Source organism: Pseudomonas sp. B21-031 (assembly GCF_024748985.1).
GTDB lineage: Bacteria > Pseudomonadota > Gammaproteobacteria > Pseudomonadales > Pseudomonadaceae > Aquipseudomonas > Aquipseudomonas kermanshahensis.
Map to the genome: position 1 here is coordinate 1,497,550 of NZ_CP087181.1, position 15,379 is coordinate 1,512,928.

The 15,379-nt window shown below is 47.1% G+C and carries 10 protein-coding genes and 2 pseudogenes; 4 read left to right on the forward strand and 8 right to left on the reverse strand.

The features are described 5' to 3' along the window. Positions 1-82: 82 nt before the first annotated feature. Positions 83-1,195, reverse strand: coding sequence for a phosphotransferase (locus LOY53_RS06750; protein ID WP_258703754.1), 1,113 nt, complete (start codon positions 1,193-1,195; stop codon positions 83-85). A gap of 240 nt (positions 1,196-1,435) precedes the next feature. Here LOY53_RS06750 and LOY53_RS06755 point away from each other — a divergent pair, with 240 nt between their 5' ends. Next, positions 1,436-2,368, forward strand: coding sequence for an SIS domain-containing protein (locus LOY53_RS06755; RefSeq protein WP_258703755.1), 933 nt, complete (start codon positions 1,436-1,438; stop codon positions 2,366-2,368). Between the two features lie 314 nt (positions 2,369-2,682). Here LOY53_RS06755 and LOY53_RS06760 read toward each other — a convergent pair. After that, positions 2,683-2,791: pseudogene (locus LOY53_RS06760) on the reverse strand (acetyltransferase); the annotation flags it as partial. A gap of 568 nt (positions 2,792-3,359) precedes the next feature. On the opposite strand from LOY53_RS06760, the gene LOY53_RS06765 reads away from it, so the two are divergent. Further along, positions 3,360-5,033, forward strand: a complete 1,674-nt coding sequence (locus LOY53_RS06765; protein WP_258703756.1) for a glycosyltransferase — start codon at positions 3,360-3,362, stop codon at positions 5,031-5,033. Between the two features lie 188 nt (positions 5,034-5,221). On the opposite strand, the gene kdsB is transcribed toward LOY53_RS06765, so the two are convergent. From kdsB to LOY53_RS06795, 6 genes and pseudogenes are all read right to left on the reverse strand, one after another. Further along, a complete protein-coding gene (gene kdsB, locus LOY53_RS06770) occupies positions 5,222-6,508 on the reverse strand; it encodes a 3-deoxy-manno-octulosonate cytidylyltransferase (RefSeq protein WP_258703757.1) in 1,287 nt (428 codons plus the stop codon). 21 nt (positions 6,509-6,529) lie between these two features. Further along, a complete protein-coding gene (gene kdsA / locus LOY53_RS06775) occupies positions 6,530-7,372 on the reverse strand; it encodes a 3-deoxy-8-phosphooctulonate synthase (protein WP_258703758.1) in 843 nt (280 codons plus the stop codon). 81 nt (positions 7,373-7,453) lie between these two features. After that, positions 7,454-9,697 (reverse strand): capsule biosynthesis protein, encoded by a 2,244-nt coding sequence (locus LOY53_RS06780; RefSeq protein ID WP_258703759.1) that lies wholly within the window; start codon positions 9,695-9,697, stop codon positions 7,454-7,456. Further along, on the reverse strand, positions 9,698-10,831 hold the full coding sequence (locus LOY53_RS06785; protein ID WP_258703760.1) for a CDP-glycerol glycerophosphotransferase family protein: 1,134 nt from the start codon (positions 10,829-10,831) through the stop codon (positions 9,698-9,700). Beyond that, positions 10,824-11,219 carry a pantoate--beta-alanine ligase gene (locus tag LOY53_RS06790; RefSeq protein WP_258703761.1) on the reverse strand — a complete coding sequence of 132 codons (396 nt, stop codon included), beginning with the start codon at positions 11,217-11,219 and terminating at the stop codon, positions 10,824-10,826. Before LOY53_RS06790 ends, LOY53_RS06785 begins: the two co-directional genes overlap by 8 nt. Before the next feature lie 563 nt (positions 11,220-11,782). Continuing rightward, positions 11,783-11,998: pseudogene (locus LOY53_RS06795) on the reverse strand (CatB-related O-acetyltransferase); the annotation flags it as partial. A gap of 1,048 nt (positions 11,999-13,046) precedes the next feature. Here LOY53_RS06795 and LOY53_RS06805 point away from each other — a divergent pair. Beyond that, the gene (locus LOY53_RS06805) at positions 13,047-14,117 is read left to right on the forward strand and encodes a right-handed parallel beta-helix repeat-containing protein (RefSeq protein WP_258703762.1); all 1,071 of its coding nucleotides are present in this window, start codon (positions 13,047-13,049) and stop codon (positions 14,115-14,117) included. A gap of 121 nt (positions 14,118-14,238) precedes the next feature. Continuing rightward, positions 14,239-15,372, forward strand: coding sequence for an alpha/beta hydrolase (locus LOY53_RS06810; RefSeq protein WP_258703763.1), 1,134 nt, complete (start codon positions 14,239-14,241; stop codon positions 15,370-15,372). Positions 15,373-15,379 lie beyond the last annotated feature (7 nt).

Consider the following 15,379-nt stretch of genomic DNA (forward strand, 5'->3'; position numbering starts at 1 on the left):
ATATCTGTTTGAAGCAGATGCCAAACCGCGCCGCACCTCCGGCTTCAGCTAGTGGGTTGAGCTGGCCAGTGCAGTCGGGACGTTAAGCTGCCTCAACCAATCCCAGCAGATACACGTATTTCTCATGCAGCAAGCCCATCCGGTCGCGCTCCCGGTACTCTTCGATCGTCTCCGGGCGCAGGCAATGGAACAACGCTGTGAGTAAAAACACGTAGCGTAAGTTCCCCAGTGCTAGCTCTGCATCGAAGCGCTCGGGTAGCGCAGTGCGGTAGGCCTCAACGAATTCTGCTTGCGCCGCGAGGAATACCTTCATGTCCTTGCGCCGGAACAAGCTCCCGAGATAAGCCCCGCCGTCGAAGCCCACACGTCCGACCTTCACCTCGCTCCAGTCGATCAAGTGCAAATGCCCTTTGACGATGAAGAGGTTTTTGCGCAAATAGTCCATGTGGCTGATGCAGCGAGGGCTGCGTCGCGCCTGGGTGGCCAGTCGACGTGTCAGGGGTAGGCAGACCTTGAAACGCTCCGCCAGCCCGGCAAATCGTGCATCTTCCCGGCCTAGCTGTACGAGGCCTGGCAGGCATCGTGCAAAGTTGAAGCGCGGCCGCAGCAGGAACCATGGCCTGAAAAAATCCATGCTCCAAATTAACGGCGACTTGCGTGGGGGTTGCGCCTGCAAGTAGTCATGGCTCAGCTCTTCAAGCTCGGCGATGCCCAGAGCCAGTTGCTTGGCTATCGCTTGCATGCGCGGCGGCTTCCCCTTCACGAACGCCGTGAAGATCAAGCTTTCCCAAGGTGTTTCGATTACGCCCAAGCAGGCGGGGTGACGAAAATGTGAGCTCCCTGCGAGCATTCTATCAGCGCGGTGAAACCGTGCTTCCTGGCTTCCCAGAAAGGCGACTTTGCGAATCGATTTTTCTACCATCTCTACCGGTTTACCGGTGCAGGGGTCTATCAGCCGATGGTGACGCACGTAGTTGACGAACGAGGCGTTTGACGCCAGATCCTGGCTGGTGATGTCCAGCGGCTTGCCAGCCCATTGTGGCATCAGCGTATGGAGGTGGTGCTCCAGCGGGGCGCGCTGCCAGCGGTAGAAAGTTTTGTTCGCTACGGGCTGGCTTGAAGCGGGGTTCATGACATCCATGTAGGAGGGGACATAGGTCCAATCAATAGCTGCAAAGGGGGTATGCTGCTGCATGAATGGCTTACACACAACGAAAAATTGCATCAACACATTGTTTTGTAAGGGCAGATTGCCAGTATCTGGCGCCCTTCAATTGACTGTGACGCTAAGCAAATTGAGCAAGCGACGGGTTTTAGCTTTGCTGCCCCCCATCAGTCAGATTCCGCTTCCGCTGCTGTCCCCGCACTTTGCTTCCAGTAACAAAAACCTTACCATTCGCGGCTTCGTAATTATCAGATGTCGTCAGGGACGAAAATGAATCATCTCAACATCGCCAAAGAAGCCCTAATCGCACAGGCTCAAGCTGTCACTCAGTTGGCTGATCGCCTTGATGGCGAATTCCAGAGCGCAGTCGAACTGATCCTCGGTTGCCAAGGCCGTACCGTGGTGTGTGGTATGGGTAAATCCGGCCTTATCGGCCAGAAGATGGTCGCTACCTTCGCCTCTACCGGTACTCCAAGCTTCTTCCTGCACCCAGCCGAAGCCTTCCACGGCGACCTGGGCATGCTCAAGCCAATCGACGTGCTGATCCTCATCAGCTACAGCGGCGAGACCGAGGAACTGATCAAGCTCATTCCTAGCCTCAGATCGTTCGGTAACAAGATCATCGCCATGACTGGCAATGGTAAGTCCACACTGGCCAAGCACGCTGACATCTGGCTCGACATTTCGGTAGAGCGTGAAGTTTGCCCGAACAACCTCGCCCCCACCACTTCAACCCTGGCAACCATGGCGATGGGCGATGCTTTAGCGGTAGCGCTGATCGATGCCATCCAGTTCAAACCCATGGACTTTGCTCGCTACCACCCCGGTGGAAGCCTCGGTCGCAAACTGCTGACTCGCGTACGCGATGTGATGCATTCCCCGGCACCGGTTGTTACGCCAGCTACAAGCTTCCACGATTGCCTGTTGATGATGACTCGAAGCCGACTTGGCCTGACTGTTGTCATGGATGATGAGAAGCTAGTCGGTATTGTCACCGATGGCGACTTGCGACGTGCGTTGCTGAATAACGAAGGCATTATTCACGAGACAGTTGCTCAATTCATGACTGCCAAGCCACATACCATCCTGGAAAACGCGCAGTTGTCTGAGGCTGAATCTTATATGCTTGATAATAAGATTCGCGCTTTGCCAGTCACTGATGCTGAAGGTGCGGTGGTAGGTGTTGTTGAGATTTTTGACTAAAGCCACACCAGGTTAACGTAGGAATAAAGTTGCCGGACGTCAACCTCTCCAGGTTGGTTGTCGTAATGAGCCCGCATTTTGCGGGCTTTTTATTGGGTGCTTTTTTCAGGTGCTCTCTGTCTCCTCCCTGAGCGTTCTCATTATATCTTCAAAGTTTATCTTGGAGGGCTTGAACTCTTGAATCCTGCCTTCTGCGATTCGGCTTGTTAATTGATGGCAGAAAACGTGGGGGTTAGTGACATCCATTTCTGCCAGATCTTGAACAGAGTATTTCCACCACTGCAGCGCTTTCATTGCGTCAAAGGTGTAATCGTTAAATCTGTTCTTGATGGGTTTTGCCGGGTTGCCACCGACTATACTGTACGGGGTTACGTCTTTAACTACCAAGGAGTTAGCTGCGATTATGGCACTATTCCCGATTGTGATGCTTAGGGCTAAGGTGATTTTTTGTTTAGTCAAAACATGATTGCCTAAAAAAGGGCATGTAGAGGCGCATTTGTGTGGGTGCCGGCCCAAAGGAAGATTTTTATCCCATTTACATGAATGCACATTTACATACTGATATTGATTCGGGGGCATTGAGGCATAGGGTTACATAAAATAAAATGTCCTGGTGTTAATCTACATCTAGTTCAGGCTCGGTAAACTATTTGGACTACATGCTCGGTCAGAGGGAAGCCAAATTCATAGCTGTTGATTTGGAAGGGGATTTCGAAGGCATTTAGGCAATGCTTGAGGAAGCCTTATCCTTTGGCGCCCATAAGGGTGTAGGTCGGCTTGTATAGAACCCGTGCGCCCCGAAATATAATGGGTGTCTAGTGGAAGTGTTAATAGCTACCAAGGAGAGTGAGAATGACTGTGGGGTGGAGAGAAGCTACGAGCGAAAAATAAAAATATGGCTAAATTGCGATTTGTTGCCCAAAGCTATTGTCTCACTGATCATACTTTGGCCATAATAGGCGCTATCCAAGTCACTCATGGACGAAGCTCAATGTCTAGCGAATGTTATGAATCTTCCCGCAATGTACAGGTGCTATCTGTACTAAATAAGCTCTCCGCACAATCTGGAGGAGTCACTCGTGTAGCTATGGCCAGGGCTAAAATGCTCTCGGAGAGTGGGTGCCGATCTCTGATTGCCACGGCTGAATATGATCCTTTGTTGTTAAATTCGGTCTATTTACTCAGACAGGATGGGAGGCTTGGCCAGTCCGTCAATGTAGTGAATTTTTTTTATTATTACGCAATAGTTTCCAAGGCAGGCGAAGATATAGCGCAGATCAGCGACTTCTTTGTTAGGTCAGATGTTGTCGAGCTTGAAAGAAAGTCAAGATACGTAGGTTTGACAGGCTTGCGTTCATCGGAGTACTTAGATGCAAATGGCCGTATTTTTGCGCGAGAGATAATAGATAGCGAAAATCAAGTGGTGAGCTTTCAGCTTGATCTTGTTGGTCGTGGCGTTCTGAACTTCAAGACAAGAGATGAGGCATATACTCATTGGCTAAATGAGATCACAAGGTTTGCAGATTTTACTATTCTAATAGCGGATGCTTCAACGAAGGCTAAAGCGGTATCTAAAGTTTCTGCCTCAAGTGCACGAAAAGTATTGACGCTACACGGAAATCACTTTGCTAAGCCTTATATATATGGTAGCCCAGTGACTGTTGTGAGTGGTCGAATTCTGGATAGTGCGCGTTTCGCAGATTCATTGGTGCTACTTACTAACGCTCAAATGAAAGACGTAGATAGGCAATTTCACGACTTGAAGGATGTAAGAGTGATTCCTAACTCGGTGAGCATAGAGCCATCGCCCAAAGCGTTGCGAGATAATCGTAGATTTGTAGTTGTTTCTCGCTTGGAAACGGTAAAAAATATAGACATGATTATTCGTGCTTTCCGAATCGCCTTGGAACAGTGCGAAGAATTGAGGCTTGATATTTGGGGACATGGGTCCAGAGAGAAAGATATTCAAGAGTTGATAGTTGAGAATGATCTTACCGAGCACGTAACTCTCAAAGGATACGCAAATCCCGTATCTCAAGTGTTTGCGCAAGCGCGAGGCTCAATTTCTGCATCAGTCTCTGAAGGCTTTGGGCTTAGCATCCTCGAGTCGATGTCATTTGGATGTCCCGTTATTTCATTGTCTTCCAATTATGGGCCCGTAGAGATAGTCAAAGATGGCGTAAACGGATACCTTGTAAGTGATGAAGTTGAAATGGCCGGCCGTATTGTAAGCTTAGCCAGCGACGATGAAGAGTTTGCCGAAATGTCACAGGAAAGCTTCAAGTCAGCGCTTGAGTATGCGCCTTCTGTCATCGCTAAAAAATGGTTGGTGCTTGTGCAGGATTTGATATCTGCTAACTGGCAGGTCGATATGGTTAAGTATTCTAATAAGATGACTAATCAGTTCTCAAGTGTCGGTGGGAATATAATTTTCTCTTCTTTGTCTGTTGATGATTTGGATGGTTACCGCCAGATTGAAGTTATGCGAATCGACAGAGCAAAGAAGTGGAAGGAGCAAGCGTGTTTGATTCAGGCTGGGGTTTACGATATTCATTCAATCGGACGTGACGCAAGTAATCGTCTGGTTGTAAAGTTTGCCCAAGGCGCTATTGTTTATAATGGAGTGATTCCTGCTGGCTCCATTGAGTTCAGGTTCAGTTCGTAACGGTGGTCGAGCTGGGTGGCTAATTGGTAAGTTATAAGACTGAAGAGTTTCTGCTTCAGTCTTTTTTTCGTGGTAGTTACGGTGGGTAAAATTAAAGCGGTCACTTAATTCTGCCGTGACCGCTTATAGAAAGCTGGGGAGTTAGGTTGAATAAGTTAGCACTAGCGAATTCCAGCTAAGAGGGTGGCTTACTGTGTCATCTTATTCATGATTTTTGCATAGTCAGCAGCATTGGATAAAACCGCATCTTTCCCTTGAGCAATTAGGATGGCGTCAGCAACTTCACGAAATGCTCCTGTTCCGCCTGAAGCCAGTAAAGGTATTGTTGCAGCAGCTTTTACGTAAACTGGGGCGTCGGCGACGGCAAATGATATACCGCAAGCTAGGAACGCAGGTAGATCGATGCAATCATCGCCAATACAGGCAGTTTGATTGTGAGTCACGCGAGCCTCAGCCATCAGCTGTTCACAAGCAGTAAACTTATCTTTCACTCCAAATTTACAAAGCGTAACTCCCAAATCTTCCACGCGTTTACGAAGAGCTGGAGAATCTCGGCCGGAAAGTACAGCGACCCGAATGCCACTCTCTTCTAGTAACCGCATTCCCATTCCGTCACGGACATGAAAACGCTTAACACATTCACCGGTTGCATCGTAATATATTCCACCATCAGTTAGCACGCCGTCAACATCAGTGATAACTAAGCGAATATCTGAGAGCATTGGTTTAGATGAGGTTTCTTCGCCGTTAATCAGCGCACGCACTCGTTCTAGGCACTCAGGAGTATCTACACCAGGCCCCGTGGGTTCAACAACGAACGCGCGAATGCAATATCCCGCTGCGATTAATCGCAACTGTTCAAGTTTTTCAGCGTTCTCTATCATAGTCTGTGGCAGACTGCCGTAATCAGCCAGGACATTGCGACGATAAGCATATACGCCTACATGCTTAAGGTATGTTGCAGCCTCATTGTCGCGAGGGTAGGGGATTGGCGAGCGGCTGAAGTACAGTGCATTGCCATTGTTCGCTAATATAACTTTTACTGTATTCGGGTTGCGTGCTTCATGCGGGTCAATTGGGTGACACAAGGTTCCCACATTGACTGCTTGATCAGCCAGCATCCCAGCTGCTAAGGCTTCAATATCGGCTGGTCGTACTAGGGGTTCGTCGCCTTGCAAGTTGATATAAATGTCTGCGTCAATTTGCTCCATCACTTCTGCTAGGCGATCAGTTCCAGAAGGATGGTGCTCTGATGTCATCACGCAATTGCCACCAAACTCACGAACGGCTTCAGCAATACGTTTATCATCGGTTGCAATAACAACAACTTGGGCACTGCTTACCTGCAAAGCACGCTCGTAAACGTGCTGGACCATTGGTTTACCAGCGATGTCGGCTAATGGCTTACCCGGTAGGCGGGTAGAGCCATAGCGGGCTGGAATGATGATCGCCACCCGTTGCTCAGTAGTTGACATGCCCACAATCCTTACCAAATCTTACGAAATTACTATCGGTGTAAAGGACTTGACTAGATCGTCTAGTGCCTTGATCTGCGCTAGGAATGGTTCCAGCTTGTCTAGCGGTAGCGCGCTTGGACCATCGCATTTAGCTTGATTCGGGTTCGGGTGTGCCTCTAAAAACAGGCCTGCAAGGCCAGTGCCCATACCAGCGCGTGCAAGATCAACCACTTGTTCGCGACGACCGCCTGAGGCGGCGCCAGATGGATCGCGGTTCTGCAGTGCATGCGTCACATCGAAAATGATTGGCAAGTCATCACAAGTGCGCTTCATTACGCCGAAACCTAGCATGTCCACCACTAGATTGTCGTAACCCATACAAGTGCCACGGTCGCAAAGAATCAGTTGATCATTACCTGCTTCCTTGAACTTGTGCACAATATTTTGCACCTGAGAAGGGCTCAAAAATTGAGGTTTTTTTATGTTGACGGGTTTTCCAGTCTTGGCTAGCGCAACGACAAGGTCGGTCTGTCGAGCCAAGAATGCTGGAAGTTGGAGCACGTCAACCACTTCAGCAACTGGATCAGCCTGATAGATTTCATGAACGTCAGTAATAATAGGGACACCAAACTCAGCCTTAACTTTCTCGAAGATTCTCAGGCCTTCTTCCATGCCTGGGCCACGATATGAATGGATTGAGGACCGGTTTGCTTTGTCAAAACTGGCTTTAAATACGTAAGGGATTCCAAGCTTTTCGGTTACACGAACGTACTCTGCACAAGCTTTAAGAGCCAGTTCTTCAGATTCCAGAACGTTAATTCCTCCGAAGAGAACGAATGGTTTAGAGTTAGAGCATTCGATGGAAGAAGTGATTTTGATCATAGATGCAAAAAGTCCAATAATTTCGGGGCACATTGATTTGTGCTTGCATTGGCCTGTATTTTTGGGCCAGGCGGAAATTTATTAATCAAGCCAATTTTTAAGGCGCTCATGGATGGCAGAGCTATCATTACTTGCCATTGAATAGCTATTGACGTAATAGTGCAGCAACCACTTAGTGCGCTGGTGATTAAAGACGAGACTACGATTTAGAGTGTATTTCAGGTCTTCAATCGATTTCGGCTGTGCTGAAACTGCGTAGGAGTAGTCACATTCCCCGGTAACAACTACAGGTCGTCCATGTAGGAGTGCTTCGAGGCCTACACCGGAGTTGACTGTGAACACAGTTCTAGCACCAGAAATTAGGTCGTGTACAGATGCATCAGAAATCTCAATTGCGTTTGCTTCTAGTAATGCGTCAAGTGTGTGCTGCACAGTCATGCTGTTGCAGTAAGGGTGACGCTTGACGCGTACCTTTGTTTTGCTGCCAAGATAATGTTCTGCTACGGTCTTAACAAGCTCAGAACCTGTAACGTACGCTAAGGCTGCTACGGTATCTGTTGGTATTTGAAGTGCTACGAAGACGTAGTCATCCTCGAATGATACCCTGTCAACCGTTTGAGAGTACTTTGAAACGTTGTTCACTACATAAGTTTTATATAGATCCTGCTCATTTTTTAAGAGGATTTCCTCTGAGTGAGTAGGGCTGACTTCCTCTATTGGTTTATGTAGTGTTGCGAGTGAGGAGTAACCAGCAAAACCTTGATGGTCTATGCTGCAGCGACCTGCCAGCGGCACTTCTTGGATGTGCAGGTGATTAAGATTGTACGGTGCGTTCGTATGATAGCTTACAATTCGAGCGCCTGGAATTCGTGGATCGCAGTTTCTCCAATTCCATTGATGGCGTGGTACTAAAGTTAGGTCCGGCCGAGACATTAGATACTCGTAGACATTTCCCAAAAACGCTCTTACGGTAGCATAACTTGGTTTTATTTCATTTGGTGCGGCAAAAAATACAGTGGGAATGAATACTTCAATCGTCTTTGAAGTGTCGATTTTTTTTAAATCGACATCAACCATCACACCATTTTTTAGACCATAAAGATGTGGTGATATTTCATTCGTATTTGCCATTTCTACAAGTGGCCGAATTTTGCGGATTTGATCTATTACTGTCTCAAGCCAAGCCTTGTTTTCGCTGCTTACAGGCTGCTTCCCGTTTTTGTTCCGCTTTATAATGTCTTGTGCTTCATTTATCCAGCGGCATTTAATCGCGACCTTTACTTGGTCGTCGGGGTTAATGCCTTTGCGCCCGCTCTCTGCCGAAAGTAATACGCGCGCGCTACCTCTTGCCCTTTGAGTACTTTGCTCAAGCTCGGGAAAAAAAGGGGTTGCACGGTTAATCATCGGCATGAATTTCATCAAAACTTCTTGAGGAAATTGCAAGATGCTCAGTAGCGTCTCCCGCGCTTGGTCATAAAGGGCATGATCGATTTCGAATGAAAGTCTTTTAACCGATCCATATGCGGGGTAGAGCGCTTGGCTTGCGCATAGGTAAGAATAAGCACGAGCTGTTTGAGCATCGTCGCGAAGTATATCGCTAATACGCATTAGCAACATACGCTCTGACGGATGCTCTACCTGAGCAGCCAGCAGTACTTCATAAGCAGCCAGCTGATTGCGAGATGCCTGATAAGCTTTTGCCAGCATCAATCTGTAATTGAGGCGTGAGGAAATTCTGTTGGGGAAAGATATAATCGCATCTATTAATTTATCATGCATATTTAATTGATGATAAGTGCGTGCGAGAATATTGAAGTTAGTATCGTTAGACGGATCTGCCTTAATTGCGGATACTGCTTGCTCTGCGATAATGCTGAGCCATGATGCGTCATTGCCGGCCAGCACGAGAGACTGTTCAAGATCTTTTTCAGTCAGCTGAGTTTTAGGTTTTTTTGCGACTGGCTTTGATTTTCGTGAGGATTTCGAGCGGTAAGAGCGCAGGGCATCCGACACTGGGCCGCAAGATGGAGCTAACTTAAGTATCTCCACGGCCTCATCAGAATCACCTTGATCTTTCAGGACCCTGGCTTTTTCAAGGTAGCCGAACGAATTTGCGGGGAATTTTTCAATAGCATACGTCGCGAAGCGCAGAACCGCATCGTGGTCGTTGCGTGCGGTAGCCGAAGCTACTGCTTGTCGCAACTGGCTTAACGATACATCGAGTTGCAGCAGTCTATCAGTACACGCTAGACTAGCTCGATGTGCGCCTATCTTCGACAACAGAAAAATTGCTTTAACAATTAAGTTTCGCTGAATGGATAGCATTTATTTCACTACGCTCTGCTTTTTCTTAGCAATGGCCAGCTGTCGCTTCGTTGTGTAGAACTCTTTCAGCTCTTTACGCACATATATTTGAGGTTGGCTTGGAGTGTATTTGCCTTTCCAAAGCTGAACCAAGGCGTCGTGAGCTAGGCTTAGCGAGTCATTGGTTGGAGTGAATAAGTCGCTTCGCAGTGACTCATAGCCGTCAATATATTTTTGAGGGTTTTTGGCTAGCTCGTAAATCCCCATTTTTAAATGCTCAGGAGATTTGATGCGCAAGCCAAGCTCATCGCGGCGAGAATACTCTAAGCTGTAATCATCGATTTTCTTTCCTCCCATCTGACCATCAAGATCGGCTTCGAGGAGGGCTATTGGTTTCCTACAGAACATGGCGTCAAAGATAGCTCCGCTATAGTCGGATATTACTATATCGGCTATGGATAATAACTCCAGTAAGTCATCATTTGCGCCGAAATGGCATATGCTCCCAGAGGCAATTTTGCCTTTTCTATCTGATTCAAGGAGTTGTGTGTTGTGGTGCATTTTCGTAAGAACGTTAAAGTTCTCAGATAGACTATAAATCGCATCTAAATATTTATCTACGCTGGAGAGATCGCCCCAGGTAGGTAGGTAAAGAACAGTTTGCTTAGCCGGGTTAAGCTTATCGACATGTTTGCGTTTAGCGTTGTTGTGGAAGTCCTCGAAATGCCAATCATCATATCGAGGATTTCCAACTGCTGCAGTAGGACTAAAGTAGTCGATTCGCTTTGAGGCATAAGGACCGTAAGTGAGGCACAGGTCCGCAAAAGCGCGCCAAGGTCCGTAATTATGCGGTTCTTTGGCGTAGCCGTATTGAATCATAGCAATCTTCGATTTCTCGAACGTTTCAATCCGGGAAAAAGGCGTTTGACAAACTATGATGTCAAAAACCCCATCGAGAGTAGGCATTTTTGCCCGATCCCATACCATGATAGGGGTGGAGGGGTTTTTTAAGACCTCTTCACTAAACTCGTCGATGAAATCCTTCCGCTTTTCAATGACAAAGCAGGCGCCTGGAAAAGTACTCGCCAGCTTCTGTATATGAAGGAATTGAAAGGGGTTCCAGCCGACGAAGCCTACCCTTGGCAATTTATCCATATTTTTTGATCTCGGCGATCAATTGAGTAGTAGAAATGCCATCTGTCCGGGGAAGATAAATAACTTCGCAGAGCGACTTGTACTCATCGAAACGTCCCTCCCAATCATTACCCATGACCAATACGTCAGCACCAAACTCTTTAATGTACTCGCCTTTAAGCTCCAAAGACTGTTCAAGAAATACTTGGTCTACGCAAGCCAGCGAGGCGATAATGTCGCGGCGCTCGGTTTCCGGGTAAACGGGATTGCGTTGTTTTTTAGAGTAATTTAGTGCGTCTGAAGACACGCCCACTACCAGTCTGTCACCTTGCTCGCGAGCGCGTTGAAGAATTCGAACGTGACCAATGTGTAGTACGTCGAATGTTCCAAAGGTGATCACTGTTCTCATAACTATCCCTATCGTTAGCGATTCTGATGCAATAGATGATGTAGAAGGCACGCAAGATAGAGCGCTCTACTGGATTGATCTAGTGCGCGCGTCTTCAAAATGACAATGCGGCTTCGATTTCGAAGCCGCATTCTGCTAATTAATGTCCGATTTAATCAGTCGGTACCGAGTTTGAAGGTAAATCGATTCTTGAAAATCTTGCCTTTGAAAGGCACGTCGTCAATGCTAAACGTGAGTCGGTACCAGCCACGCTTAGGATCGAAGCTTGCGCTGTTAATCTTGTAGATACCTGGACTTACCAGCGGGGAAGAATCACCTGGGCCTTGGGTGTGATCAAGCACTTCAATGCTTGTGAAGCGTTCTAGGGCGCTCATGTCAGCATAGGCGGTTGGGGTGGTAAACCATACAATTCCCGAGCTTGTACCACTCGCAGCATTGCTGATAGCCCCGGCAAGCGCATTGCGATTATCCAGTCCCATCTTAAGTTTTGTGGTGGTGATTCTGTCTAATGCGTCTGCGATATTTTGGAAATCTACGTCCACCATATCTTTGGGTTCCAGTTCCCACCACTTGCTATTCAGCAACCTGTCAATGGTCCCTTCGTCAAAGCGGTAGCGAATCAGTTTGGCAGGGACGCCAGCCACAATTGCGTAGGGAGGAACATCTTTAGTGACAACTGCGCCGCCAGCGATAACAGCGCCCGTGCCGACATTGACGCCTTGGCAGATCATGGCGCCTGCACCAATCCAAACATCGTGACCGATTACTGCTGGGTTCGCGCTTGGCCCCTTGACTCGAACATGTGTTCGATATCCAGGATGGTCGCTGAAATGATTAGTGTTGTACTGGAATGGGTGACTGCTGAGGTAATCAGTCGGGTGGTTGATTGGGCTGATCTCGGCATTCCGAGCAATTGAGCAGTAATTGCCAATGACTGCCCCTCGGCCAACGTACCCGTCTCGTCCGATGTACGTGTACTTACCTATCTGGGCTTTCGCGTTCACGGTCACGGCGCCATAAAGCCTGACAGGCGGGTGCAGCGTAGCCTCGCTTGAAACGCTAGCGAGTTTCGAGATGAGCTTATCTTCCATGACTGTGTTCCATGGTTTGCTTGGGCGGGAATTCAAGAGACCAGCAGGTTAGAGCGCTGGCCACCTACAGCCCGAAATCATATGTTTTGCAAGTTGTTTTTGTCAACAATAATTAAGTGGAATCGTGGATTTTGCATCTTTTTTTTATGGCGGGTGGCAGCGGCGGTGGGGGGCGTCACTGTATTACTGATATGAAGTGGGTGTTTAGCTTGGTGCTCATTGATGCAATTGCATTTTTTTGCTGATTTTGATGATTTTTCGATGATTTTAGCGTTCTTTTAGAGATTTTATGGTCAATACGGGTGATATCAAATTGATATTGTTTGTTCGTTTTAGGTGCTGTTAAGTGGGGTCCAGTTGTCAAAAAGCTGGCGCTGTTTTAATGGTTGAGCGTGAGCCTGGCAATATTTGCTTGAAATACGCTTCTGTTTGATCTTGCGAGTGACATGTTTTCGTCATGGTGGGCTTGTAAAAGAGTGGGAGGGTTGCTTTTTTACAAGATTTCCGAGGTGGGACTTGAAGTATTTCATATGCTTATTGCTCGGCCCTCTAATTATGATTTTAATTTCACTGATGCTGGCTTCATTATGGGGGTGGGTATGTCATCTCAGTACGGAGTTGAGGTTGGATCGCGATGCCAGCATCGACTAGGTGTGGCGGAAGCGTGGTGGTGCTGCTAGGTTTAGGGGGTGGGTGCTTTTGAAGTGTGTGTTTCAAAATTTTTAGGGGGTGCTGTGTGCTTTTGCTTGTGCGTTTCCTGGTGATGATTGCTGTATGGTTTTCAGTAGTGGGTATTTCAGTTGCCGGGCCTGTAGATTGCAGCTTACCACGGACGTTTGTTGGTAAGGTCAGTCTTCAGAAGGGGTGCACCTATAGCTCCCCGATTGTGATCTCCAGTAGTGATACGGTGCTTGACTGTGCGGGTGCGCTTTTGGATGGGAAGAACCTGCTGGAAACAGCTATTTCGATTAATGGTCGTGGAAAAAAAATAAGAAATGTAGTTGTCAAAAATTGTCGAATTGAGAACTTTAATGGTCGGGTGCTCAATGTGACTTCAGGAGTACCTAAGTGGTCACTTTTGAAGGATTATAAGGCCAACTATGATGTGTCGCCTGAAAATATTGTTATTGATAACGTGCAGACTGTTGGTGGGCGTGGCGGGGTCTATTTTGACAGCTATGTTCAAAGGTCTGTCTTGAAGAACTCAATTATTCGTGAGGCTGGCAAGGTTGGGGTTTACCTTGAGCAGGGGAGTCGAAATATAAGCGTTCTGAATAATAAAATATTAAATAATGGAACTCTGACGCGCCGAGAGGGCTTGGCTATCGACTCTTCGGCTCATAATGTGGTCAGGGGGAATGTGTTTGAGGGGAATTCTGCTGGTGGGGTTTTTATTTACAAGAACTGTGGGGAGAATTTTAAGTCAGGAAAGTCTGTGCTTCGTTGGCAGTCTAGTGATTATAATGAGATCATTGAGAATGAGTTTCGACATCAGCCGGTCGGTGTCTGGGTCGCGTCACGTCAAAGTCGAAATTTGAGTAAATGGGGGTGTGGTGATCCGGCCGTTGATGGTAGTGGGAGTTATTACGAGGATTTTGCTAATTACAATAATATTGAATTGAATCGGTTTTGTGATGTTAAAGTTCCAGTTAGGCTTGAAGGTGATAATAATGTCGTATCCAATAATAAAATAGATGCAAGGGTTGTGGGTCAGGTCTTGGAGCCGTTTAAGTACAAGCCCAAGCCGGATGGAAGGATGAATGTTGGTAATCGGGTCGAGGCTAACTCATCGCTTATCTGTGAGTAAATTGTGTGGGTGATTTGTTGGTCAGTGAAAAAACATACCCTGATGAGTCCGGTGGTATTGCTTTTGCTTCTTTTTTAGCCTAATTTGTCAATGTGTAAATTTTAAGATGGGTTCGTGTGTTATGTTTGACGCAATGTCGCTTGAAGGAAAGCATTTCAAAATCGTGGAGAGGCCTGGTTCGAAACAGCTAATGGTGTTTTTGGCTGGTACGGATAAGACTGATGGAAAGTTTGATTTTTGGCATGTTGGGAATTCGCAGTCCTCTCATTTGTTGTTTTTAAATAATGGGAGAAATGAGTGGTATCAGAAAGGTATTCCTGGTTTTGGAGATAGTCATGAGGGTACTGTTCGGTATTTGAAGGAGTTGGTTGACTATCTCAAAGTCGAAGAAGTTTTCTTTGTGGGCGTGAGTATGGGAGGGTATGGTGCTGTCTTATACGGTGCTGCCTTGGGTGCAAATGTACTTGCATTCGGTTACGATACAAGGCTAAAGATTAATGGTAGTCGTAGCCAGAAGCGAATGCCTAAAGATATACAGGTTGCATTTCCAGATTTGCGTCCATTGATTCAGTCTTCGTCGGCTAAGGTTTTGCAAATTGCCGGAGAGTGTGATGCTCTTGATTTGGTTGCGGCCGCGCATGTCCGTGATCTTGAAAATGTTAAGACGATTACATTGACTGGTGTGGGGCATGGTGGCGCGCCCTTTATTAAAGAATATTATGGTCTTTCCGAATTTGTGAGGAGTTGGTCGGAAGGTGCTTCATTGCCTGAAATAGTTGAGGTCGGAGCTTCTGTTAAAAATCCGGCGCTAGTTAAGGCTTTGCACAAGACATTCTTGGCATTCAAGGAAAAAGATTGGGAGGCTGTCGAGGTTGAGGCTTGTCGCGCTCTGTTGCTAGATGTGCGGCATGAGTATGCTAATTATATGATGGGTACAAGTTTGCTAGAGCGCAAGAGGGCTTCCGAAGCGTTAAAGTACCTGCTTATGTCCGTGGGTTCGGCGCCTCATTATATTGGGGCTCGCTATCGACTGGGGCGAGCGTTGATGCTGAATAATCAGCACGCTTATGCAAAAGTGCACTTCCATTCTTATTTGAAATTTAATCCGACTGCTCATATTGTATTAATGATGTTGTCAGATGTTTACGCGGCGGAAGGGAATAAAGATCTAGCTAGAAAGTATCTCGAAGCCTCCCTTGAGAATGGTGCGGATAGGGAGAAGGTGGCCGCCCGTATTGAAAAGCTTGCTGCTTGATTTTTTG

Excerpts from the sequence above, each read along its gene's own strand:
- LOY53_RS06750 (WP_258703754.1), bottom strand. The coding sequence starts at position 1,195 with ATGCAGCAGCATACCCCCTTTGCAGCTATTGATTGGACCTATGTCCCC.
- LOY53_RS06790 (WP_258703761.1), bottom strand. The coding sequence starts at position 11,219 with ATGAGAACAGTGATCACCTTTGGAACATTCGACGTACTACACATTGGT.
- LOY53_RS06780 (WP_258703759.1), bottom strand. The coding sequence starts at position 9,697 with ATGCTATCCATTCAGCGAAACTTAATTGTTAAAGCAATTTTTCTGTTG.
- LOY53_RS06785 (WP_258703760.1), bottom strand. The coding sequence starts at position 10,831 with ATGGATAAATTGCCAAGGGTAGGCTTCGTCGGCTGGAACCCCTTTCAA.
- LOY53_RS06810 (WP_258703763.1), top strand. The coding sequence starts at position 14,239 with ATGTTTGACGCAATGTCGCTTGAAGGAAAGCATTTCAAAATCGTGGAG.
- LOY53_RS06755 (WP_258703755.1), top strand. The coding sequence starts at position 1,436 with ATGAATCATCTCAACATCGCCAAAGAAGCCCTAATCGCACAGGCTCAA.
- kdsA (WP_258703758.1), bottom strand. The coding sequence starts at position 7,372 with ATGATCAAAATCACTTCTTCCATCGAATGCTCTAACTCTAAACCATTC.
- kdsB (WP_258703757.1), bottom strand. The coding sequence starts at position 6,508 with ATGTCAACTACTGAGCAACGGGTGGCGATCATCATTCCAGCCCGCTAT.
- LOY53_RS06765 (WP_258703756.1), top strand. The coding sequence starts at position 3,360 with ATGTCTAGCGAATGTTATGAATCTTCCCGCAATGTACAGGTGCTATCT.